This is a genomic window from Marinobacter sp. M3C (assembly GCF_023311895.1).
GTDB lineage: Bacteria > Pseudomonadota > Gammaproteobacteria > Pseudomonadales > Oleiphilaceae > Marinobacter.
Genome location: NZ_CP092284.1, coordinates 781,653 through 802,500, shown reverse-complemented (window position 1 = coordinate 802,500; position 20,848 = coordinate 781,653). Strand labels below are relative to the sequence as shown.

Below are 20,848 nucleotides of genomic sequence, written 5' to 3'. Positions count from 1 at the left end.
GTACGCCTTGTCAGGCTCAGCGGCGATAAATTCTTGTGCCAGTACGTTGCCGAACACCGGCTACCTGCCCGCAGACCTCTTTCAAAGCGTTTTGCAGCGTCCCGTTCAGTTCGCTCGAGTAGGCCAGCCCGATCTGAATGTCCGATTGGAAATCCGTCAAGGGTCGCAAAACCATGTCCAGGCGTCGCCGGGTTTCTGGCCAGTCTGGCACCAAAGCCAGGCCTATGCCCGCCGCCACCAATCCCAAACTGTATTCAATAGTGCGCAGGTGAGCCCTCGGTGCGATGACCACCCCTTGATGAATCAATGCCTGGCGTAACGCCTCTGTTGCCTCGCAATAAGCACGCAAGATAAAGGGCTGCTCGTTAAGGTCACTCAATGTCAGCCGCTTTTTGAGTGATAAAGGATGTCCCGACGGTAATGCCAAACGATAACGATCGTTCCAGATAGGCACGAAAATTTCATGAGGTTGGCGCATGCCGGCCGTTACGATACGGGCATCACTAGCTTCTTCCGGATCAACCAGCGTCAGCTCCAGGTTTTCGCTGTGGGCCATTAAACGTTTTAACCAATTACTCATTCGTTCAGCACCGAGCGACCGCATCAACCCCAGTCTTAGCGGCAGGGGCCGCCCGCTGCGGTTGAAGCTGCTTACTATCGCCTCGCTGTCTGCAATCAACCGCGCGGCAAGTGGGTAAAGACGCTGACCGGCACTGGTTGGGCGAACCCCTTTGGAATGGCGTTCGAACAACGGAATGCCTAGCTCACCTTCCAGTTGGGCTATGGCGGCAGAAATGGACGGCTGCGCGACAAAGCAACGGCGTGACGCGGCGCTGACCGAACCTGTTTCGTAGGTAGCGAGAAAGTATCGCAGCAGTCGCAAATCCATAGGAAAAACCGATGTCACATAGAGTCATTGGATATTATACCTCTGGCTATCGAGGCGATAGGATAAGTAAGCAACTAAACTGGAGAATTACGCCATGACTGTCGAACTCTTCCGGGCCCTGCGGCATCGGATTACCGAGGGAGAACTTCCGGACGTTTCCGCCGGCACCGCTCACGCGGCAGGGTTAAGTCGTTTCGACCTCATCGAACTGTTTGAGAGCCAGGTACAAAGTCGACTGATTGATTTGCGGGCCAGAGTGCTGCAAGCCCGTGGCGATGCTTATTACACGATCGGCAGCGCCGGTCACGAAGGCAATGCTGCTATCGCAAAGGCGCTGCGACTGACCGACCCCGCTTTTTTGCACTACCGCGATGCCGCCTTCTTCATCCAGCGAAGTAAGGCGTTACCCGGGCAGACCGTTAGCTGGGACATGTTGCTAAGCTTTATGGCGTCTTCCGATGACCCGATCGCCGGTGGTCGGCATAAAGTGCTGGGGTCGAAAGCGCTAAGCATACCTCCGCAGACGAGCACCATTGCTTCCCATTTGCCCAAAGCAGTGGGGGCAGCCTATGGCCTGGGCTTGTGGAAACGCCTGGGCGGAGCAGGAGAGTGGCCAACAGACAGTGTCGTTTTATGCAGTTTTGGTGATGCCTCTCTCAATCACTCTACCGCCCAAGGCGCGATCAATACGGCGTGCTGGACTGCCTATCAGGGCCTGCCCATGCCGCTGATCTTTGTATGCGAGGATAATGGTCTCGGTATTTCCACACCAACGCCCCAGGGCTGGGTGGCCGCCTCCATGGCGAATCGCCCCGGCCTGCATTATATCGCTTGCAACGGCCTGGACCTGCTGGACACCTGGCAAGCGGCTAGCCGCGCCGCCATTTTTGCCCGCACCCACCGGCAACCGGTTTTCCTTCACATGCGCTGTGTGCGCCTTTATGGCCACGCCGGATCTGATGCACAACAAGCTTACCTGAGCCAGGCCCAGATTCAGGCCATGACCAATGAAGACCCGCTGGCCCACGGTGCCGCCCGACTGCTGCGTGAGACCCACCTCAGCCGAGCCGATCTGGGCCAGCTGCTCGATACGGCCTGGAATCGCTTAAGTGCCGTTGGCGATCAAGCATCCCAACGCCCACGCTTGCGCGGCTCGGAAGCCGTAATGAGTGCTATCGTGCCACCCATCAGGCCCAGCCTTGCCAATCCGGCTGCAGAATTACCGGCAATCGATCCCACGCCCCAGCCCATGGCCCGATTAATCAATCAGAGCCTACACAGGCTGATGGCACGCTTCCCACAATTGGTAATGGCGGGCGAGGATATTGGCAACAAAGGGGGCGTCTACGGGGTAACCCAGCGACTTCAGCAACAATATGGCCGCCATAGAGTGATTGATACTCTTTTGGATGAGCAAAGCATACTGGGGCTGGGCATCGGCATGGGGCAGAACGGCCTGATCCCGATTCTGGAAATCCAGTTTTTAGCCTATCTACACAATGCCGAGGATCAACTGCGTGGCGAAGCGGCAACCCTGAGCTTTTTCTCTAACGGCCAATTTACAAATCCGATGGTCGTTCGTATCGCCGGGCTGGGTTACCAGAAAGGCTTTGGTGGCCACTTCCACAATGACAACAGCCTGGCCGTATTGCGCGACATCCCCGGTTTACTGGTGGCTTGTCCCAGTGATGGCACCAGTGCCGTAGGCCTCCTGCAAGAAGCAGTACGCCTGGCCGATGAAGAACAGCGGGTGGTCGTAATCATCGAACCCATCGCCCGTTATCATAATCGCGATCTGCTGACCGAAGGCGACCAGTTGGCCTGTCAGCCAGACCCCGGACCGGATTACCGCTTGCCCCGCGGCCGCTTCCGCCAATGCCGTCCAGGTAGCCACCTGGCTATCATCACTTACGGCAATGGTGTGACGCTCAGCCTGCAGGCGGCCGAGCAACTGGCACCGGAGGGTATCTCGGTGCGGGTAATAGACCTCTGCTGGCTAACCGAAATTGACCATGCTGCCCTTTATGAAGCGGTGAAGGATTGCAAACAGATTCTGGTTGTCGATGAATGCCGTCGACACGGCTCGATCAGTGAAGAGCTGATCAGTGAGTTGAGTGCTCAGGGTGTCGCCAGTTCCCGCATGGATCGCGTGACCGCGCTGGACAGCTTTATCGCCCTGGGTGAAGCCTCCACCAGCACGCTCCCAGCCGTTGGAGATATCCTTGAGCATGTTCGTGCCCTGACCGGGGCCGATTCCACTGCAATTGAGAAAGGTGCCTGATGTCCACATCCAAACAACGCGTTGTTGTCGTCTGTCCCGGACGCGGCACCTACAATGCCCCCGAATGGGGCTACCTCAAGCGTCACCATGCGGATAAAAGCGCTTTGCTGGAGAGCTTCGACGACTATCGGCGTCAACACCAGCAGCCAACTCTGACAGAGCTGGACGAAGAGAAAGCCTATTCGCTGAAACTGCACAGCCGGGGAGACCATGCATCGGGACTGATCTACGCGTGTGCCTACGCTGACTTTTTGGATATCGACCAAGATCGCTATGAGATCGTTGCTGTTACCGGCAACTCCATGGGTTGGTATATCAGCCTGGCGATCGCCGGTGCGCTGGATGCACAAAAGGGCCTGCATCTGGTCAACACTATGGGCGGATTAATGCAGGAGCGCCTGATTGGCGGCCAACTTCTCATTCCCTGGGTGGATGACGACTGGCGTCCAGACTGGGATGCCCGCGCCCGCTACCTGGCTTTAGCCGATGAGATCTGCAAAAGTGGCGAAGGCCGGGCTTATCTGTCCATCGATCTGGGCGGTATGATGGTGTTTGGTGCCGACACACCGGGTATGGCAGCCCTGAATCGTGGACTGCCCAAAAAAGACCATTTTCCCATGCGGTTGCTCAATCACGCGGCCTTCCATACGCCACTGCAAGAGCCGGTGCGGGCGATGGCAAAGGAAGCCTTGGGGCCAGCGCTGTTCGGCAGGCCAGAGATTCCTTTAATTGACGGCCGCGGCCACATCTGGTCTCCCTGGAGTACAGATCACAAGGCGCTTTGGGACTACACCCTGAGCCATCAGTTGACCCAACCCTACGATTTCAACGCTGCTTTGCGTGTTGCTGTTCGTGAATTCGCGCCGGACAAACTGATTATTTTGGGGCCGGGCACAACCCTGGGAGGAGCCGTCGCCCAGAGCCTGATTCTGAGCAACTGGCAGGATATGAACAGTAAAGCCGCCTTCAAGCAGCGACAGGAAGACAACCCACTGATGATATCCATGGGAATGCCAGAGCAGCGGCCAATCGTGCTTCGCCAGTGATGAGCATTTTTGCGGCTGAAACGGGCCGCATTTATTATTTCGACTCAGAGTCATAAGCCGTACGCGCTCGATCATGGTGGTCTTGGCATGGTCGAACAGGATTTTTTGAGGCACTGCGCCGAAGAATTGGCACGTATCTTCAATACTACGCAACCAGTCATCTTGGAGGTTAAAACGGTTTAAGTGCTTAGTGTTAAGAAGGAAAAACCACAACGTCATCTCCCTCTTGCCATGGCCTAAACTTGGTCATGACTTGCAGAAAAAATGGGTGCTCCAACCAGTGTTGTAACCACAGATGCAGGTTCGGATAAGGGAGGCTGTAAAAAACATCGCGATCCACATGGGCGAATTGGCGGACAAAAGGCATGATGCCAATATCGGCAATAGTCGCGTTATCCCCCAGTAAGCAAGGGTTTTTAGTCAGCAACGCCTCTAAAACCTGTAAAAAGACCTCACCCCGTTGCCGGTACTCTGATTGGCTCATTTCGAGATATCGGTCGGCGTATTTGTAGCGATCCAACCAATGTTTAAATTCGTTGTCGTTTTGCTCAATCAGAGCATTGGCCTGATGCAAAACCGTTGCATCCAACAGCCCTTGTGGATCTTGCTGCCGAAGCGCCCACACCATTATTTCCCGGCTCTCTTCAACCACGGTACCATCACAACGCTGTAAAACAGGCACGGTGCCTTTCGGACTAATCGCCAGCATCTGGTCCGGTTTGTTTTTCAATATTATCTCCCGCAGTTCCACCTGCAAACCAGCAAACAAGAGGCCGAGACGGGCGCGCATAGCATAGGGACAGCGACGAAAAGAGTACAGGCGATGACGTGAGGAAGTCATGGGTATTTTTCGCAGTTGAATCGAAATCCGTGGGCTTAGAGTCACTGATTTCAGTGGTTACTTAATTTCACTCTTGATCGCTGTTAAAGAGGGAAGTCCTGTACAGATTTATATCGTCAATTTTTTAAAATTAATGATTTTAACCTGAATGGCGCTCAGCCGACGCAATTGCACCGATATCTACACATAGAAACCCAGCTGTAGTGGTCAAGAGCACTTGAGATCGCTTTCTGGACTTGTTTGGCTTGAGGATTCCAGCTCCTTAAAGATTCCAAACATGATGATTACCTGTGGAGTACGCTCAAACCTAACGCCCGGCTCACGCGCCAGTTTGGAGCCGCGAAGCGGCGGAAAATCGGTCGCTGTGCAGCCGTTGCTTATGCCCTGTGCCCCATCTCTGGCCCGGAGTTCCAGGGGCGAATATTCTTCAACTGATCCTCAAGGGCATCTTCTGCAATCTCAGTGTCATAGGCTGTCTGAACCCGCAGCCAGTAGCCGTTGGATAAACCAAGAAAGCGACAGAGCCGGAGATCAGTGTCTGCGGTTATTGAACGCTTACCCGCGATAATCTGGCCGATTCGCTGGGCCGGGACCCCAATTTCTTTTGCAAGACGGTATTGAGAAATACCCATGGGCTCAATAAATTCTTCTTTCAGCAACTCGCCGGGCGTTACAGCATCAATGTTGCGCATGATTTAGCTCCTAGTGGTAATCAATAATTTCAATGTCTTCCGCACCAGCTTTGGTCCAGCGGAAGCACACCCGAAACTGCTTGTTGATTCGAATGCTATGCTGACCTCGACGATCACCAGACAACGGCTCCAGCTTATTACCGGGTGGTACTTTAAGATCATCCAGCTGACCTGCTGCCTGAAGCTGCCGAATTTTCCTCAAGGCAACGCGCTCAAAATTGACGAATCGTCTTACACGGCGACCACCTGCCAGCTTCTCGGTATCCTTACACTTGAACGATATGATCATGCATAGATAGTGACGCGATGCGTTAATAACGTCAAGCGTTAATACTGGAGCGATCAGGCTTTACGAAAAGGCATAACGCTCGGCTCACGCGCCGGTTTGGAGCCGCGAAGCGGCGGAAAATCGGTCGCCGTGATGCCGCTGGTTATGTTTCATCATCACCAACCTCGGACATCCGCAATAACTGACTGCTGCGACGCACAGTCAGGATATTAACCTGATCTTTAACGCTATAAATAACCCGATAGGTTCCAAATATCAGCTCTCTGATACGCGGCGCCCCCACCTCGGGAACCATACGCCCACTTTTGGGGAAGTCGGCTAGCCGCTCTACCGTGGCGAATAAATCGTTAACCCACTGTAGCGCAGCATCTGGGTTATCTTCTGCGATATAGCGAGAAATATCCTCGATACGCTCCAGCGCAAGCGGGGACCAAATAATCTTCATTGACCCAGTCTGCTCAAAACCCGAGCCTTTGCGTCCTCATGAGCAACACCATCCCCGGAGGCTATCTGTTCTTCGGCCTTATACACTTCTTCCAGCATTTCCAGACGCTCTTGCATCCTCTCGTACTCGTGAACCCCCAACAATACTGCAACGCCACGACCTCTTTGCGTCAGCACCATAGGGCGGCGGGTTTCATGGAGCTGCTTTATAAATGTGGCTACCCCCGCCCGAAATTCAGACAGAGGACGAATATCTTCATCTACACGAACCCTAGACATGACAATTACTCCAGTACGTTTTAGCGTACATTAAAGAGTACGACATCATCTGGAGGTAGACAAGGTGTCCGAGGGGAAAAACATAACGCCCGCAGCACGCGCAGCTTTGTAATGAAGGCGCAGCCGCAATGAAAAAGCTGTCGCCGTGCCTGCGATTGTTAGATTTCATGTCCTTACTCAACGGGATCATCTCCGGCAGACATAGCATTTTTGAGCCACCGCTGATACGCAACAAGACCGCACCCAGAACCATACCAACGAATAGAGTGAGCTTGTGAATTCAGCATTCCACTAACCATTAAGGTAAAGTCCCGAACCAAGCTGATACCGCTATTGCAGGGTTTTCCTGCGGCTGTGTGCCATGGCCAGACAATCTCCTGAATTGGCTTCAGATCGCCATCAGAAATTGCTGCCTCCAGATTGTGAGCAAGCCGATTTCGGATTCGATTCAGTCTGCGAAGCCCGGGCAATAACCATTGAACGGTTGCCTCTACACCATCAAGAAGCTCCATTTTTTGGGCGAACGATAAACGAGTTTCACCCACAGGCTTCATGCCGGGATTTGCAGCTTCGAGCCATTCATCAATGTGGTGCTCGACTATAAGGTGACAAATTAGCAGCGTGCCAAGGTGGTCTGCGTTGCGGTCCCAGAAGCTGACCCACCGAGCATTGAACTGCCCTAGCTCTGTCTCGATTACATCGGCATCGCGAAGAAGCTGCTTCGCATACTCAGTGCTCAGAAAATCTGCGGCATTCATGATCTTTTGTCCAATCTAACGCTTGCAGTTGCGGAGCGCAGCGGAGTACCTGTCCGACAACCTGCACTGGTTAGTTTCTTGATAAAGAACTGCACACGTTCATGCGTCTGACTCTGTTTTTAATTGCTCATCCCACGGCAGCTCAAAGCTACCCACAATACCCTGAATATGCTCTGGTCGTTTGTATTTATCGGAAACATGCTTTAGTACCTGCTCGAGCACTGCTTCGGTAGATTTTTGCCTACTGATAGTGAAAACCTTATTTTCGTTAAGCGGTTGTTGTTGCTTAACGTTTTGGATATGGATGCGATTACGGACTTTGCGTAACTCATCTAATTTCTCGTACAGGTCAGTTCCAGCCGCTCCCAGCAAATCATGTTTTTTTGCCGCAGCGATATAAGTCTCTAATTGATCGAGGGTTTTGCTCCGAACATCTTCCAGCACTTTGATTGCAATGTTTTGAACGCCTTCGCTTGTATGGTTCTTGATTCGGTAAAAAAGATCATGGAGCAGGGCTTCAATTATTGAAACCATAGTGATTGTAATTGGCTTGCTGAAAAGTCCTGCTTCGGATGATGAAGCCGTCTCTTGAGCTGCGTAGAGGGCTTTTAAGCAGCTCAAGTTATAGATAATATTGTCGCCAGTTTTGAACTCGCCGATAAAACCACTACTCACTTTAAACATTTCTCTCTCCAAAGATCATCTGCGGCAATCACCACGACGTTTACAAAAACTAACGTGGCTGTAGAAAAACCCTTCACAGAGCCCAATCCGCAGCCGCTTTGTTGTTTTTTCATATCCTGCGATCAACTGGCGCCACTTTGGTTATTTGACTGGAACACCACAGCATTATTAATATCCGGCGCTAAACGTCCTCCGCTTAACCCTATGCGAGCTGTTTCAGGCTATATCCTAGCCCCGGTATCATGCCGCTAACTGCCCATAATTCGCCAACTTCTCAATATTGTGCACCAGGCAATACAATTGCCACTGACCCTGCACCTTCTTTTTGCTCCGCAGGCTGAAGCGATTCAGACGTTTATTGCTACCGATGTTGCCGAACACGGGCTCAACTACCGACATGCGATGACCGTAAATCGTTTTGCCTTGCTGGCTATCGACTCGGTGCTTCATCCAGTCGGTGTAATTTGGTGCGCGTTTGTTTTCAACGGTGAAGGAGACCTGTCGGCCGGAGCCGTTGCGGTGGTTCGCCGAAGCGGGATTCTGCATACATTCGTGCTTCTTAGGACAGTGGCGACATTGCAGCAAGCGACCTTCGAAGTGCACTCGGATTTTGCCGTTCAGAGCTTCCCGCTGCCCTCGATAAGTAAGTGCCTGGCCGGATGGGCAGATACAGGTCAGCTTCACTGGATCGAACTGGAATTCACTCGCTGCAAGGGTGCCTTTCCAACCCTTGTCGGGGAGGTTCTGATGCCGCTTACCGTACTTGTCTTTCTGCTGCGCGAACTTCGGATCACGGCTGCGGAAGCGATTGTCCGGGATGTGACCGTTGATCTGTTGCTCGTGCAGGTACTGCATATTAGCTTCGTTGGCGAAGCCGGTGTCGGCGGTCACGATCGCGCCGGTTTGATAGATGTTGTCGGCAATGCCGAGCTTTTTATAACGACGCTGAACCGTCTCCAACACCGGCTTTAACGTGTGGTGTTCCTGACCTTCGCCGAAGGCTTGAACATCGATGATGACCTGGTGTTTTTTATCCACCGTCGCCACGCCGTTATAGCCCTGGATCGTGCCTTTGCTGGTGGTCATCTTGCCGCTTTCGTTATCGGTGATGTTGCTCTTCACTTCCTTGGGTCGTTTCCCCTGGCCCATCCTTGGGCTGTTCGTCTTTAGGAAACGGTCCACTTTCTTCATGGACTCATCCAGAGAGAGCACGGTTTTGGCGCGGCGAATATCTCTATCCAGTTCGGCTTCCGTCTCCGTCTCATCCCGCTCGTGATGCTCATGCAGGTGGTGGCGAATCAACCGTTTCAACTTGTCGCGTTTTTCGCCCAGTTCTTTAAAGGTGCCAGACCATTCCTTCGCGGCGTCCGACGACATTTTGCAGCCGTCGATAGCAAACAGCTCGTTACCCAGAAGGCCCTGTTCATGGCACACCAGCAGTATTTGTTCGAACAGTTCTTCAATCTCATCGGCGTGCTGGCTGACGAACTTGGCCAGGGTGGTGAAGTGCGGGACGGTATCGCAGGATAAAGCTTTAAAAATGATGTTGGTCTCGCAGCACCACTGGATCTCGCGGCTGGAGGTGATGCCTTTGGAGTACGCGAACAGAATGATCTTCAACAGAATGGCAGGATCGTAGGCCAGGCGGCCGGTGTCGTCGTTGCGGTACTTGGGGTGGAACACCGACAGATCCAGCTTGTGTTCGATCAGGTAGTGAACCGCGTGTTCGAAGGTGCCGGGCTGGAGCTGCTCTCGGTAGTTGATGACGACCATCGTATCTTGGTCGTAGTTATAGTGCTTGAAACGAGGCATTCCGACGGCTCCTTGTCTGTTTTCTCAATACTACCAAAATCGATCCGACTTAGGGTTTTTCTACAGCCTCAACGCCAACAGCACGCGCGGCTACGGAATGGAGGCGAAGCCGCAATGCAGTAGCCGTCGCCGTGGCTGTGCTGGTTAGGATCTCTGTGGCGTCTAGCCAACATCATCTAGATGAAATCCCCCAAACGTAAGTGCCGGCCTTATAGAGATTCCGGGGTTAGCGTTGCGCGCAATTGGATCCTCCAGATCTTTCCGAGCCTCAACCACAAATGCCGCCCGCAAAAGACGGATCTCGTCTCCAATGTAATTACGGTCAGCCCCTTGCTCTGCATCTATCAGTTCAATGATTTTCTTCCACAAATGAACAGCTTTTTTTGCGCACTCTGTTGAAGCAACTAAAAGCAGCTGCTGATATCCTGAATTCAGCTCTGAAATCATGCTTTGCATTTCTTCTTGTGTAGGCTGACCCGTAGTGAGATTTACGCGAATACGCATCCCCCCGCTTAAAAAAGCGGAGTATGATTTTTCCATCTTGCTTTGTAGATCAACTATTCGTCGGCGCTCTTCGTCTTCCTTTCTACGTACGTCGCCGTGCCTGCACTTGTTAGGCTTTGTGGCTCTACATTGATAATTCGAGAGCCAAGGTGCTCATTGTGATCCCCACTAACAACCAAACAAGACCCAAAAGTGATGTTACTAAGTAACCTGTGTGCAGAGATTCAAGATTTTTCTGAATTTTTTCTTGTATCTCAACTCTTTCTTTAGCAGTTTTTTTCTCATGTTCTTGGTGCTCAGTTGCAAGACTATTAATCAATTTCTTCTGACTTCCTTGATCAGCCCTAAGTTGACCAAGATTTTTTATGACTGCGTTCAATCTATGCTCCAGTGTACTTTCTGGATTGTCAGGGGCCCAAGCCTCCACATGCGGATCTAGCGCTGTCATTACTGAATAGGCAGTAGGCACGCTTATATGAGCCTCGACTTTCCATTTCGGAAATCGTTTCAACCATCTTAGACACATAATCCCCAGTGAGGGATGCCCAAAATGAGAGCGAACCATAAATAAGCCCTTGACGGCTACGATCATACCTATTAATTGGAGTACATAGCCTATTATCCTGATTGATTTTTCGGTTGGCCACACCACAAACCCAAAAAACACTGCCAATAGGATCACAAAAACGCCTATAAAAATCAGCTTGGCTTCTTTTAGCCAGTGCTTAAGCTCTATTATCCAGCGTTTGAATTGGTGCATAATTATCGATCCTACTTTGGCCTAACGCCAGAATAACCTGCAAATTATGGAGGGCGAAGCCCGAAATAATTTGTCGGGTTCATTCACTCGTTAGAAACCATTTGTTTACCACGATAACTATACGGTACCCCCTACGTCAGTAAGGCGTCATAGCGAAGTGAATGTATTGTCTTCCGAAACGTACCGCCTAAGACTTGCAACAGCCTGCTGATAGCGCATAACAAGATTACGGGTTCGCTCCACGGCAATGCCTATCGACCTCCGCATCTCGTCATCATGACGATTCACCATGCCGAAATTAGCCATTCCATTTATTCGGTATACAGAAAAATCTCTATCAAAGTACCAGCCACAATCCGAACTTCGGACAGACGCAACCAGCGCGGCTAGGCTTGAAAGAATTTCAATCTGAATATCGACAGCATGATTGTCCTGAGCATGTAGCGGATCTCCGGCTTGCCAGGCCAAGCTTCTGCCTCCGCCATCGGGCTCTCTATAATCCCATTTGCACGCACTCAATAGTTCGAATGTGGAATAGAAATCTTGCTCAGAGAAAACAGTGCTCTCGTTGATATTTCCAATGCGGACGTAAGGATATCTCTTTAGAAAGTTCCTGACCTCCAGATTCACAGCGGCGATGTTCGCCACGCCGTACCTTACCGGTTGCAAAAATTGCCTTCGCACTAGCTCAACGCCCGCCCGCTGCCACTCTTCGAGCATTTGGGGTGGAAAATCGTCAGGGTCCCTATCTACCACCGTTGCGCAGAATACGCAGAGGTGTGCGCCATTGTCGAGGGCTCGACGTTGCTCAGATGTAAGCGTGGCGTTATACCTAGGACCGTTTTTACTTGCTGCCGTAATGTGGGCTGCCTGTCCAGCATTCACAACACGGCTTCGATCCTCAGAAGGACCCCGAGTCAACTTGCCGCAGGCCGGTCGAACGCACTTAAAGTTTACGAGTTCACCTAACTCTCGCCTGGTTGGCTTATTAAAGTTATCTCTCACTGCCCCGTTACTCCTGCATAGGCCGCATGATTTTCTAACGCTTGCAGCATGCGCGCCCACGGAATGGAGCCGAAGGCGCAATGTAGTGGGCGTCGCCGTGCCTGCACTGGTTATGTGCTGCTTTAAGCCGCAACAAGCCTTTTCACGTTGAGCTCTTTGCGATGTTGTTCGGCATGCCAGAGTTCATATTGGGACTGCTGGTTCAGCCAGCTCTCTGCAGAGGTATCAAAAGCGATAGAGAGCCGGATAGCCATCTCGGGACTGATACCGGCCTTGCCGTTCAGCAAGGCACTCAAAGTCTTGCGGCTAACGCCCAATGCCTCTGCAGCCGCCGTGACAGAGAGGCCGAGTGGCTCAAGACAAAGCTCTCGCAATACTTCACCAGGGTGTGGGGGGTTATGCATCAACATTGACTGTACCTCAGTGATAATCTTCATAGTTCACAATCTCGGCATCTCCATCTTCGAATCGGAAGGTCACTCGCCAGTTACCGCTAACAGTGACAGACCAGATACCAACGCGATTGCCGGATAGTTCGTGCAATCGAAGGCCTGGCAAGTCCATATCTTTGGCATCCGACGCTGCGTTCAATCTACCGAGAATAAGCCGAAGCCTTTTTGCGTGGGCGGCCTGAATTCCTGCGGTGCTACCGGACTTGAAAAATCTGGCCAAGCCCTTGTGTTTGAAGCTTCGTATCATTTTCTGACTGTACCCTGTAACGTATCAGGTGTCAATCTCACATAACGCCATGCCCAGCGGCCGGTTTGCGGAGCGCAGCGGAACAAACCGGTCCGACTGACGCTACTGGTTATGTTTGGTTTGGCGAGAGCTCCTTGGCCTCTGCGATTCCGAAAGTTTTGATATGTTTTGTTGAATTTCTTCTTGACTCAACAGGATATCTTCTTGTTTTCGTTTTAGCTGATATAGCTTCGCAGTGACTGACTGAATATGGCCCTCAAAACCGTCTATCTTGTCTTCTAAATAGCCAATCTTGACTTCGTATGTTGAGGCTTTTTGATTTGAATAGTAACTATTAACCAGCGAAAGAACAGCAATTAGCGTGGTCGCTAGGGCAATCCAAAACATTCTGTTTGAAGCCGCTTTTTGATCTCGACTAGCTTTAGCTGACAGCAGGGCGGTGACAAATGGGATTTCGCTCTCATTGGGGTTTTGATTCGCTCTCTCGACGATTTCTTCCAATGAAGCGTTCAAATATTCTTGCGCTGAAGGCTTCGTCTTTTTAGCGAAATTTCCACTCATTCAATGCCCTTTTCCTTTTGAAAACATAACGCCGCAATTTGCGGTCGGAGTGGGACGGCGGTTTTTTTGCGTGTTTTTTTGCAAAAAAAGTGCCGGCACACGGAGATCCGTAACATTGCTTTGTTAGGTTCATATAGAAACAAAAGACAATTTAGACCGTCTTATTGGAGCTGTTAGTCCATATTTTTTACACAAATCTGAAACTGCTTCTACAAAACTCACATCAGCATCTGGAGCAATGACAACACTTCTGATTAAACTATTAATATTTTTTAAAGGTATTCTCACACCCATGGAATGATTATCTTTATCCTGACGAAGCGCCACTATTCTCAGTTCCTTCTCGAATTTATATGCATCACTTTTGTATTGCAATACTTCTCTAGGTGCACCAATTATATAGTTTCGAACCCGCTTATGGTCAACGTACTTAACTTTATGTATATGTATGGAGCGGTCCCATTCAAATGCATTTACGATTTTGTCTAAAGTAGTAGTTATGACCACACTTGATTTTGTACCGCCATACAACTGCCATAAAGCCATATTATCTCTAGCCCCAAATGTCCAACAACTAACGTAATTATCTTCTCTTGCACTTCGATAAAATTCATCTGAATTGTATTTGATGTCGCCTTTTAAATGGGACTCATCAATAATCGTCCGCAAACTTGGAAACAGAGCCCCCTCTAAACGATCCGTAAAACCATCTGCTCGCCGAAAATATAGATTCTTAGAGTGAAGTAAATCTAGTAACTTGGATAAATCCATATACTTCCGTAGTATCGCGGTTGCTTTTATTTCTGGATCAGAAGTGATAATTGGATCAGTCATTTAAAACCTAACGAGGCTGTAGAAAAACCCTCGAGCCCTTTTGTGATGACGTTCCTACGTAAAATCTAGGTCTGCTTTCGACGATAAGTGCTCCAGATTTTAAGAATAGGCGCTATTTTTAGCTTAATTATTGATCGATTCAAGGCCGAAAAAAGCCTTTGACCTTTTCCTACAGCCTCAACGCCGTTGTTCAGCGGCAGCCTTTGCAGAGCGAAGCGGCGACAAGGCTGTCCGGTGGAGGGCCATCAGGCCCGGAACGAACTGGAACTATTGGTTATGTGGTGCGTGGTGCGCGGTCCGAACATGATGATTGCCATACCCACCAACGCAACACCCGAGCCAACCAAGTCCCATGCCGTTGGCCTTACTTCGTCGACGGCCCACAGCCAAAGTATCGCCATAAAAATATAAACACCACCATACGCAGCGTAGACTCTGCCAGCGGCGGTTTTGACATCCCTTTAGCTGGCTTTGTTAGGTGCAATTACCCTTTATTAGTCACCTTTTTTGTGTTTGTGAGGCTTAAGAGGTGGCGTATTCCCGGGAGTTTTCTTATTATCCCGTTGACGCTTATCTGGCTTCCCAGTTGAGTCAGCAATTCTTTTTGGCCCTGGTTTAATTCCCATAGTTTTCTCCTATATCGGCACTATTGACCAGTTCACGAAAGGGCTGCCGTACCCTAGACGCGAAGGTGTCCGGTTGACCGCTAGGTTATGTGGTTTGCTCTCGCTTATCTTGCTGCTACAGATAACTCCAACGGAAGCAATCAACAAGAGGATTAATTTTTGCAGCCATTCTTGTTGCATGTGATTCTTTGCGAGGATGAAACCCAGTGGTGAGAATTTTCTCGGGTATCAAAACCACAACCGGTCTTGCCCCCTTTGGCCCCGCTGTGAACTTCACCTGTTGGCGTATGCTTGACAGCCATATTGAACTCTCCTTTAGGGTGTGAGCACTTCAGGTATATTCTGATACTCGCGTACATTTTTTGTACGCAGATCTAGGCTACACCTTGAACAAAAACTGTTCAAGCATACAGGCTGTATAAAAACACATAACGCCTTGCTCACCGGAAAATTAGGAGCGCGGCGAGTAATTTTTCCGAGTGCAGCCACTTGTTAGGCTTTTATTCAATTAGGCGCGCCCATAAAGACCTAAGACTTGCGAAGGTTTGATCTTCCGAGTCTTGCTTATATGCATAAACCATTCCAAAAATATCGTCATCATCAAGAGCCAACATATACCCACGTCTGTCTTTTGCTGTATCTACGCAGCGTTGATACAACTTTTCTTTATCTTCAATTGAACGACAAATCAAAATTCCGACTTGCCCTCTGCTAGGTGAAAAACGTCCAGCCAGCTGATCAATCTCAGGATTCCCAACTTCTTTCCCATAATTTTTACATTCAATAAAAATCATCGGGCATGGATAGTGCAAGGACAACCAGTAGAAAAATCCCGATTTCGCCTCATTGATATATGTAATATCTATACGCTTCCTACCATCGTGAATATTATGCTGTTTTATTGGGTTACAAAGGGATGGGTAAAGAATAACAGATAGTACCTTTTCAACTAGATCCTCGTATCGCCCAGCGGTATCCCTTCCGGTATCAAGTGCCCTTAACTCCTGAACTATAGGGTCTAAATCTGGCAGATCTATTGCTTCAACCTCTGAAAACTGCTCTTGAGTTAGCGGGGCAGAAGGCTTGCTATATTTTTGGTCTTTGTATTCTTGTAAAATTTGCGGCCTAACTTTTGTTTGTTCCACGACAGCAAGCTTATCGCTACCGTACTTTTCCATAAGGGCTTTTTTTGTAACTCTTTCACTACCATCTTTCAACACTTCAACCAGAGATGAATGAGCCGCTAGATGCTCGTGTTGCATTTCAGGAAGAATATAGTGCCGGTAATATTCGTCGTATTGATAGTTCAACCGATGACGAACCAATATTTTTGGCACTAATATGACCTTTCCGTGGCTGGTCATTGGCAATTGAATTAGGGATTCTTCCCAGATTTCTTTTTGTGGATTCCAAACTGGGCCTGATGCAACAGCTGGAGTAAGTGGAATACCGTAGTAAACGCACATATCCTGCGTGTATTTTATTAACGGTCCACGAATAATATTGCTGACAGCATCGGAGATCATATCTGTTCCAATACCTGGAATTAACAAGGCAGTATCTTCTAGATCTTTAAGGAGCCCTGTTACTGCAGCGCTGCTTGTACTTAACGCCCCCCAAACTGTTTCTGCTGACCCTGAGCCAAAGCCATGCCCCTTAGATTCACCAGAAGAGTATCCAAGATGAAATTCATTGCGCTCGCTTAGCGAAGATAGTAACTGCTGGGCTTTAACGTTTTCACCTGAATGAATAAGTCGTAAAACCGTATCAAAAAAAGTCTGAAGCATTGAGGATAACTCAACTCCCCAAGGTGATCTGAGATCTTTAATGGCGCTTGGTTCCAAAAACACAGGGAGATCTGTATCAAGTGGAATATCCACAAAATCCAAATATGGTTGAGTTCGATTTAAATTAAAGTATTCGGAAAATTTCATTGTTCCCTCAATGTACCGTAGAGCCTAACGCTGAGCACAGCGGCGACCTTGGAATGGAGCCGAAGGCGCAATGTAGAGGGCGTCCGGCGGCCATCGGCCGCGTACTGCTGCGGTTTGTTATGGTATTTAGCGGCTACTGGCAAGGTCAGCATGTTCCTGCAACTCGGCAGAAATGAATGCTGAAATCATGGCCCGATAGACCGACTCTGTGACTTCGGGATTGCCACCAACCTCTGCCGCAAGCGTTCTGACTTTAGTAATAACTTGCTCAACTCGCTGAGGCGCTTTCACATCATCAGTGGTCTTTTTAAAGCGCGCAGCCTGCTTAACGAAACCACCACGCTTGGCAAGTAGCCCAACAATTTCCCTATCGATCGAATCAACATTTGCGCGTACTTCATCTATAGATGTACAAACCACTTCCGTGTTCAAAATATTCTCCTTAGTTAACGACCATAACAGCGTATTGGGCAGCGCCCTTCATTATTGAATCATCTGACATCTTCGTTTTCACCCATCACGATTACGCAGTTCCCAGGCAACTCATTCATAAAACTACTCCAAAAACAGCAGATTACCAGCCTAACATCGTCAAACTTTGTAATATCACAACGCAATAACGAAGCTGCCACGCAATTACTCAAAATACAAGCTGCTATCCAAAAAAAAAGGCCCGAAGCAAAACCCCGGGCCTTTTTCTCACTTCACCAATCCATCAACTTAACCACACTTACTATCACCACAATTCAAGCAAGTCGCACAGCCATCCATCACAATTACCGCTTTGGTGCTGCACTTGCCACACGTTGTGGCGTTGGGTGGAAAGTCACCGGACGTATCGTCGTTGGTGGCTTTGCTCTGATTGGCTTCAAAATCAGCCCGCTTTTCAGCCAGGATGCGTTTGGTGGTTTCGCTCATTTCTTCGCTTTCCATCAGGCCAACGGCCTTCAGGTGCTTTTCAATCACGGCGCCAATTTCGGCGACCAGTGAGGGCATGAACACGCCGCCTTTTTTGAAGTAGCCGCCGTTGGGGTCGTATACCGAGCGCAGTTCTTCCACCAGGAAGGTCAGGTCGCCGCCTTTGCGGAATACCGCAGAGATGACGCGGGTGAGGGCGATAACCCACTGGAAGTGTTCCATCGACTTGGAGTTGATGAACACTTCGTAGGGCTGGCGGCTTTCGTGGTCGGTGTCTTCATTCAGCAGAATGTCATTAATAGTAATGTACATTGCGTGCTCCGCCACCGGCGGTTTGATTTTGTAGGTGGTGCCCAACAAAAACTCTGGCCGCTCGATGTATTCGTTCATCTTAACGAGTGTGCTTTCTACAGCCGGCGCAGGCTGGTTGTTTTCGTCGGCTTTGGTTACCCGATAACCGACGATTTTATTGCTAATTTTTACTGGCATGTCTGTATTCCTGTGTCGGTTTTCGGATCAATATTTTCCGTAAGTGCCTTCTTTCAAAGCATCGAACAGGTTGGCAGCGCTGTGAATTTCGCCGTCGTAATCGACCTGCTCGTTACCCTTCAGTTTTACTTTGGTGCCATCGTCCAGGGTGAATTCGTAGACGGTGTTTTCCAAATCGGATTCTTTAACCAGTACGCCTTGGAAAGCTTCTGCGTTGAAGCGAAAGGTGGTGCAGCCTTTCAGGCCTTTGTCGAAGGCGTACATGTAAATGTCTTTGAAGTCTTTGTAAGGGAAGTCTGTGGGCACGTTGGCGGTTTTGGAGATAGACGAATCTACCCACAACTGGGCCGCGGCCTGGATGTCTACGTGCTGGGCCGGGGTTACGTCATCTGATGTGGTGAAGTAATCCGGCAGTTTTTTGTCAGCGTCGTCCGAGAACGGCATGGCGCCCGGGTTGCTCAGGTGGCGGTAAGCCAGCAGCTCGAAGGAGAACACGTCGACTTTCTCTTTGGTTTTACGGCCTTCGCGAATGATGTTGCGGGCGTAATGGTGCGAGAAGCTTGGCTCTATGCCGTTACTGGCGTTGTTGGCCAGTGACAGGCTGATAGTGCCGGTAGGCGCGATGGAGGTGTGGTGAGTAAAGCGGCCACCTTTCTCGGTCAGCTGGGCTATCAGTTCTGGCTCTACTTCAGCGATGCGCTGCATGTAGCGGCTGTACTTGGCGTGAAGCACACGGCCCTTGAGCTTGTCGCCCAGGTTGTAACCGTCGGCTTTCAGCTGCGGGCATTTGCCGAGCATTTTCGGGGTAATTTCGAACTCGTCGTCCATGATCGGCGCCGCGCCTTTTTCCTCGCCCAGGGCCAGGGACTGGCGCCAGCCTTCTACGGCCATTTCACGTACGACGTCTTCGGTGAACACCACAGATTCTTCAGAACCGTAAGGCATACGCAGCATGGCGAGGGTAGAGCCCAGGCCCAAAATGCCCATGCCGTGGCGGCGCTTGTAGGTAATTTCGTGGCGTTGCTGTGCCAGTGGCAGGCCGTTGATTTCCACCACGTTGTCTAGCATGCGGGTGAAGATGCCGACGACTTTTTTGTACTTTTCATAGTTGAAGCTGGCTTTGTCGGTGAACGGGTAGTCCACGAACATGGTCAGGTTCACCGAGCCTAGCAGGCAGCTGCCGTAAGGGGGCAGGGGCTGTTCGCCACAAGGGTTAGTAGCACGGATGTCCTCGCAGAACCAGTTGTTGTTCATCTGGTTTACTTTGTCGATCAGGATGAAACCCGGCTCGGCGTAGTCGTAGGTGGAGGTCATGATGGTGTCCCAGATGAACTGGGCTTTTAGAGTGCGGTAAATGCGGCAGGCTACTTTGCCTTCGGCGTTCATCACGTAGTCTTTTACGACCGGGAAATCACGGTATACAAACTGGGCTGGGTCGGTCAGGTCCAGGCCTTCTTCTTCTACTTCTTTATCGGTCACCGGGAAGGACAGCTTCCAGTCGGCGTCGTCACGTACGGCGTTGATGAAGTCTTCGGTGATCAGCAGCGACAGGTTGAATTGGCGCAGGCGGCCATCTTCACGCTTGGCCTGGATGAAGTCGATGATGTCTGGGTGGTGAACGTCAAAGGTGGCCATTTGGGCGCCGCGACGGCCACCGGCTGATGACACGGTGAAGCACATGCGGTCGAAGATATCCATGAACGACAACGGGCCGGATGTGGTGGCACCGGCGCCGGCGACGTAGGCACCGCGGGGGCGCAGGGTAGAGAATTCATAACCGATACCGCAGCCGGCTTTAAGGGTCAGGCCTGCTTCGTGGTTTTTCCCCAGAATGTCGTTCATAGAGTCGTTAATGTTGCCACTAACGGTGCAGTTGATGGTGGAGGTGGCAGGCTTGTGGGCCTGTGCGCCAGCGTTGGAAATAATGCGGCCGGCAGGAATGGCGCCGTGCTTCAGGGCCCAGGCGAAGTCTTTGTAGTGCTTGGCGCGCAGGTCTTTGTTTTCAACTTCTGACAGGGCACGGGCTACGCGCTCGTAGGTGGCCAGAATGTCTTTGTCGACGGCTTCGCCGGTTTTGGTTTTCAGCTGGTACTTGCTGTTCCAGATGTCCAGCGATGCGTCTTGCATCGGAATGGTTGTGACTAGTGCCTGTGCTTTAGCGTTCATTGCCGCCCTCGAACTGTGTGTGTCGGGAAAAAAGCGTCGCCGCGTACAGCGCGCCATGTCATTACTTTATCAGTGCTTTCGCCAGACGCTTCTAGTGCCCGCCGGACTGGAAATTTGCGTGTGTTTACGTATTTATTTCTACAACAGATTAGTGTGTAGCCCTATATATAGGCCGGAATGAGCATGAGTATAACAGGATGTAGTGTTTTTAAAAGAAAAGCCCGGCTATGGATCCGGCTGATTCGAGGGTTAAAATCAATGGTAAAGCGCTTGCAAAATCGCAACAAACTGAAAACCAAAGGGCTTCAATGTGTTGGGGAGCGGGTGTGTCTTTTCA

At 50.4% G+C, this 20,848-nt stretch carries 22 protein-coding genes and 1 pseudogene; 2 read left to right on the top strand and 21 right to left on the bottom strand.

What is annotated here, in order from left to right; translation table 11 throughout:
* Positions 1–16: 16 nt before the first annotated feature.
* Positions 17–889: a LysR family transcriptional regulator gene (locus MIH18_RS03555; RefSeq protein ID WP_249008555.1), complete on the bottom strand. Its 873-nt coding sequence runs from the start codon at positions 887–889 to the stop codon at positions 17–19.
* Positions 890–983: 94 nt separating this feature from the next.
* Here MIH18_RS03555 and MIH18_RS03550 point away from each other — a divergent pair, with 94 nt between their 5' ends.
* Entirely contained in the window at positions 984–3,170 is a 2,187-nt protein-coding gene (locus MIH18_RS03550) for a thiamine pyrophosphate-dependent enzyme (RefSeq protein ID WP_249008556.1), read from the top strand.
* Positions 3,170–4,216, top strand: a complete 1,047-nt coding sequence (locus tag MIH18_RS03545; RefSeq protein WP_249008557.1) for an ACP S-malonyltransferase — start codon at positions 3,170–3,172, stop codon at positions 4,214–4,216. Before MIH18_RS03550 ends, MIH18_RS03545 begins: the two co-directional genes overlap by 1 nt.
* 193 nt (positions 4,217–4,409) lie before the next feature.
* Here MIH18_RS03545 and MIH18_RS03540 read toward each other — a convergent pair whose 3' ends face one another.
* From MIH18_RS03540 to MIH18_RS03445, 20 genes and pseudogenes are all read right to left on the bottom strand, one after another.
* On the bottom strand, positions 4,410–5,057 hold the full coding sequence (locus tag MIH18_RS03540; RefSeq protein ID WP_283164826.1) for a glutathione S-transferase: 648 nt from the start codon (positions 5,055–5,057) through the stop codon (positions 4,410–4,412).
* A 377-nt stretch (positions 5,058–5,434) separates the two neighbouring features.
* The gene (locus tag MIH18_RS03535; protein WP_249008558.1) at positions 5,435–5,749 is read right to left on the bottom strand and encodes a HigA family addiction module antitoxin; all 315 of its coding nucleotides are present in this window, start codon (positions 5,747–5,749) and stop codon (positions 5,435–5,437) included.
* Between the two features lie 10 nt (positions 5,750–5,759).
* Positions 5,760–6,038, bottom strand: a complete 279-nt coding sequence (locus tag MIH18_RS03530; RefSeq protein WP_249008559.1) for a type II toxin-antitoxin system RelE/ParE family toxin — start codon at positions 6,036–6,038, stop codon at positions 5,760–5,762.
* A 142-nt stretch (positions 6,039–6,180) separates the two neighbouring features.
* Entirely contained in the window at positions 6,181–6,483 is a 303-nt protein-coding gene (locus MIH18_RS03525; protein WP_249006798.1) for a type II toxin-antitoxin system RelE/ParE family toxin, read from the bottom strand.
* Entirely contained in the window at positions 6,480–6,761 is a 282-nt protein-coding gene (locus tag MIH18_RS03520) for a type II toxin-antitoxin system Phd/YefM family antitoxin (RefSeq protein WP_249012538.1), read from the bottom strand. Before MIH18_RS03520 ends, MIH18_RS03525 begins: the two co-directional genes overlap by 4 nt.
* A 173-nt stretch (positions 6,762–6,934) precedes the next feature.
* Entirely contained in the window at positions 6,935–7,519 is a 585-nt protein-coding gene (locus MIH18_RS03515; protein WP_249013951.1) for a hypothetical protein, read from the bottom strand.
* Between the two features lie 99 nt (positions 7,520–7,618).
* Complete coding sequence (locus tag MIH18_RS03510; protein ID WP_249013950.1) at positions 7,619–8,203, bottom strand: hypothetical protein; 585 nt, start codon at positions 8,201–8,203, stop codon at positions 7,619–7,621.
* Between the two features lie 240 nt (positions 8,204–8,443).
* A complete protein-coding gene (locus MIH18_RS03505) occupies positions 8,444–10,015 on the bottom strand; it encodes a transposase (RefSeq protein ID WP_249013949.1) in 1,572 nt (523 codons plus the stop codon).
* 162 nt (positions 10,016–10,177) lie between these two features.
* Positions 10,178–10,555, bottom strand: a complete 378-nt coding sequence (locus MIH18_RS03500; protein WP_249013948.1) for a hypothetical protein — start codon at positions 10,553–10,555, stop codon at positions 10,178–10,180.
* An 88-nt stretch (positions 10,556–10,643) separates the two neighbouring features.
* Positions 10,644–11,279, bottom strand: a complete 636-nt coding sequence (locus MIH18_RS03495; protein WP_249013947.1) for a hypothetical protein — start codon at positions 11,277–11,279, stop codon at positions 10,644–10,646.
* A gap of 147 nt (positions 11,280–11,426) precedes the next feature.
* Entirely contained in the window at positions 11,427–11,927 is a 501-nt protein-coding gene (locus MIH18_RS03490; protein ID WP_249013946.1) for a hypothetical protein, read from the bottom strand.
* 479 nt (positions 11,928–12,406) lie between these two features.
* Positions 12,407–12,694, bottom strand: a complete 288-nt coding sequence (locus tag MIH18_RS03485; protein WP_249013945.1) for a HigA family addiction module antitoxin — start codon at positions 12,692–12,694, stop codon at positions 12,407–12,409.
* 10 nt (positions 12,695–12,704) lie between these two features.
* Positions 12,705–12,983, bottom strand: coding sequence for a type II toxin-antitoxin system RelE/ParE family toxin (locus MIH18_RS03480; protein ID WP_249013944.1), 279 nt, complete (start codon positions 12,981–12,983; stop codon positions 12,705–12,707).
* Positions 12,984–13,085: 102 nt separating this feature from the next.
* A complete protein-coding gene (locus MIH18_RS03475) occupies positions 13,086–13,544 on the bottom strand; it encodes a hypothetical protein (protein WP_249013943.1) in 459 nt (152 codons plus the stop codon).
* A 129-nt stretch (positions 13,545–13,673) separates the two neighbouring features.
* Complete coding sequence (locus tag MIH18_RS03470; RefSeq protein WP_249013942.1) at positions 13,674–14,378, bottom strand: hypothetical protein; 705 nt, start codon at positions 14,376–14,378, stop codon at positions 13,674–13,676.
* A 245-nt stretch (positions 14,379–14,623) separates the two neighbouring features.
* Positions 14,624–14,827: pseudogene (locus MIH18_RS03465) on the bottom strand (YnfA family protein); the annotation flags it as partial.
* Positions 14,828–15,504: 677 nt separating this feature from the next.
* Positions 15,505–16,938, bottom strand: coding sequence for a hypothetical protein (locus MIH18_RS03460; protein ID WP_249013941.1), 1,434 nt, complete (start codon positions 16,936–16,938; stop codon positions 15,505–15,507).
* 126 nt (positions 16,939–17,064) lie between these two features.
* The gene (locus MIH18_RS03455; RefSeq protein ID WP_217632702.1) at positions 17,065–17,370 is read right to left on the bottom strand and encodes a chorismate mutase; all 306 of its coding nucleotides are present in this window, start codon (positions 17,368–17,370) and stop codon (positions 17,065–17,067) included.
* Positions 17,371–17,658: 288 nt separating this feature from the next.
* Positions 17,659–18,345, bottom strand: a complete 687-nt coding sequence (locus tag MIH18_RS03450; RefSeq protein WP_249008575.1) for an NrdJb — start codon at positions 18,343–18,345, stop codon at positions 17,659–17,661.
* Between the two features lie 27 nt (positions 18,346–18,372).
* On the bottom strand, positions 18,373–20,511 hold the full coding sequence (locus MIH18_RS03445) for an adenosylcobalamin-dependent ribonucleoside-diphosphate reductase (RefSeq protein ID WP_249013940.1): 2,139 nt from the start codon (positions 20,509–20,511) through the stop codon (positions 18,373–18,375).
* Between the last annotated feature and the right edge of the window lie 337 nt (positions 20,512–20,848).

Bases quoted from the DNA above. Each gene is read 5' to 3' on its own strand.
- MIH18_RS03555 (WP_249008555.1), bottom strand. From the start codon at position 889: ATGGATTTGCGACTGCTGCGATACTTTCTCGCTACCTACGAAACAGGT.
- MIH18_RS03550 (WP_249008556.1), top strand. From the start codon at position 984: ATGACTGTCGAACTCTTCCGGGCCCTGCGGCATCGGATTACCGAGGGA.
- MIH18_RS03545 (WP_249008557.1), top strand. From the start codon at position 3,170: ATGTCCACATCCAAACAACGCGTTGTTGTCGTCTGTCCCGGACGCGGC.
- MIH18_RS03540 (WP_283164826.1), bottom strand. From the start codon at position 5,057: ATGACTTCCTCACGTCATCGCCTGTACTCTTTTCGTCGCTGTCCCTAT.
- MIH18_RS03535 (WP_249008558.1), bottom strand. From the start codon at position 5,749: ATGCGCAACATTGATGCTGTAACGCCCGGCGAGTTGCTGAAAGAAGAA.
- MIH18_RS03530 (WP_249008559.1), bottom strand. From the start codon at position 6,038: ATGATCATATCGTTCAAGTGTAAGGATACCGAGAAGCTGGCAGGTGGT.
- MIH18_RS03525 (WP_249006798.1), bottom strand. From the start codon at position 6,483: ATGAAGATTATTTGGTCCCCGCTTGCGCTGGAGCGTATCGAGGATATT.
- MIH18_RS03520 (WP_249012538.1), bottom strand. From the start codon at position 6,761: ATGTCTAGGGTTCGTGTAGATGAAGATATTCGTCCTCTGTCTGAATTT.
- MIH18_RS03515 (WP_249013951.1), bottom strand. From the start codon at position 7,519: ATGAATGCCGCAGATTTTCTGAGCACTGAGTATGCGAAGCAGCTTCTT.
- MIH18_RS03510 (WP_249013950.1), bottom strand. From the start codon at position 8,203: ATGTTTAAAGTGAGTAGTGGTTTTATCGGCGAGTTCAAAACTGGCGAC.
- MIH18_RS03505 (WP_249013949.1), bottom strand. From the start codon at position 10,015: ATGCCTCGTTTCAAGCACTATAACTACGACCAAGATACGATGGTCGTC.
- MIH18_RS03500 (WP_249013948.1), bottom strand. From the start codon at position 10,555: ATGGAAAAATCATACTCCGCTTTTTTAAGCGGGGGGATGCGTATTCGC.
- MIH18_RS03495 (WP_249013947.1), bottom strand. From the start codon at position 11,279: ATGCACCAATTCAAACGCTGGATAATAGAGCTTAAGCACTGGCTAAAA.
- MIH18_RS03485 (WP_249013945.1), bottom strand. From the start codon at position 12,694: ATGTTGATGCATAACCCCCCACACCCTGGTGAAGTATTGCGAGAGCTT.
- MIH18_RS03480 (WP_249013944.1), bottom strand. From the start codon at position 12,983: ATGATACGAAGCTTCAAACACAAGGGCTTGGCCAGATTTTTCAAGTCC.
- MIH18_RS03475 (WP_249013943.1), bottom strand. From the start codon at position 13,544: ATGAGTGGAAATTTCGCTAAAAAGACGAAGCCTTCAGCGCAAGAATAT.
- MIH18_RS03470 (WP_249013942.1), bottom strand. From the start codon at position 14,378: ATGACTGATCCAATTATCACTTCTGATCCAGAAATAAAAGCAACCGCG.
- MIH18_RS03460 (WP_249013941.1), bottom strand. From the start codon at position 16,938: ATGAAATTTTCCGAATACTTTAATTTAAATCGAACTCAACCATATTTG.
- MIH18_RS03450 (WP_249008575.1), bottom strand. From the start codon at position 18,345: ATGCCAGTAAAAATTAGCAATAAAATCGTCGGTTATCGGGTAACCAAA.
- MIH18_RS03445 (WP_249013940.1), bottom strand. From the start codon at position 20,511: ATGAACGCTAAAGCACAGGCACTAGTCACAACCATTCCGATGCAAGAC.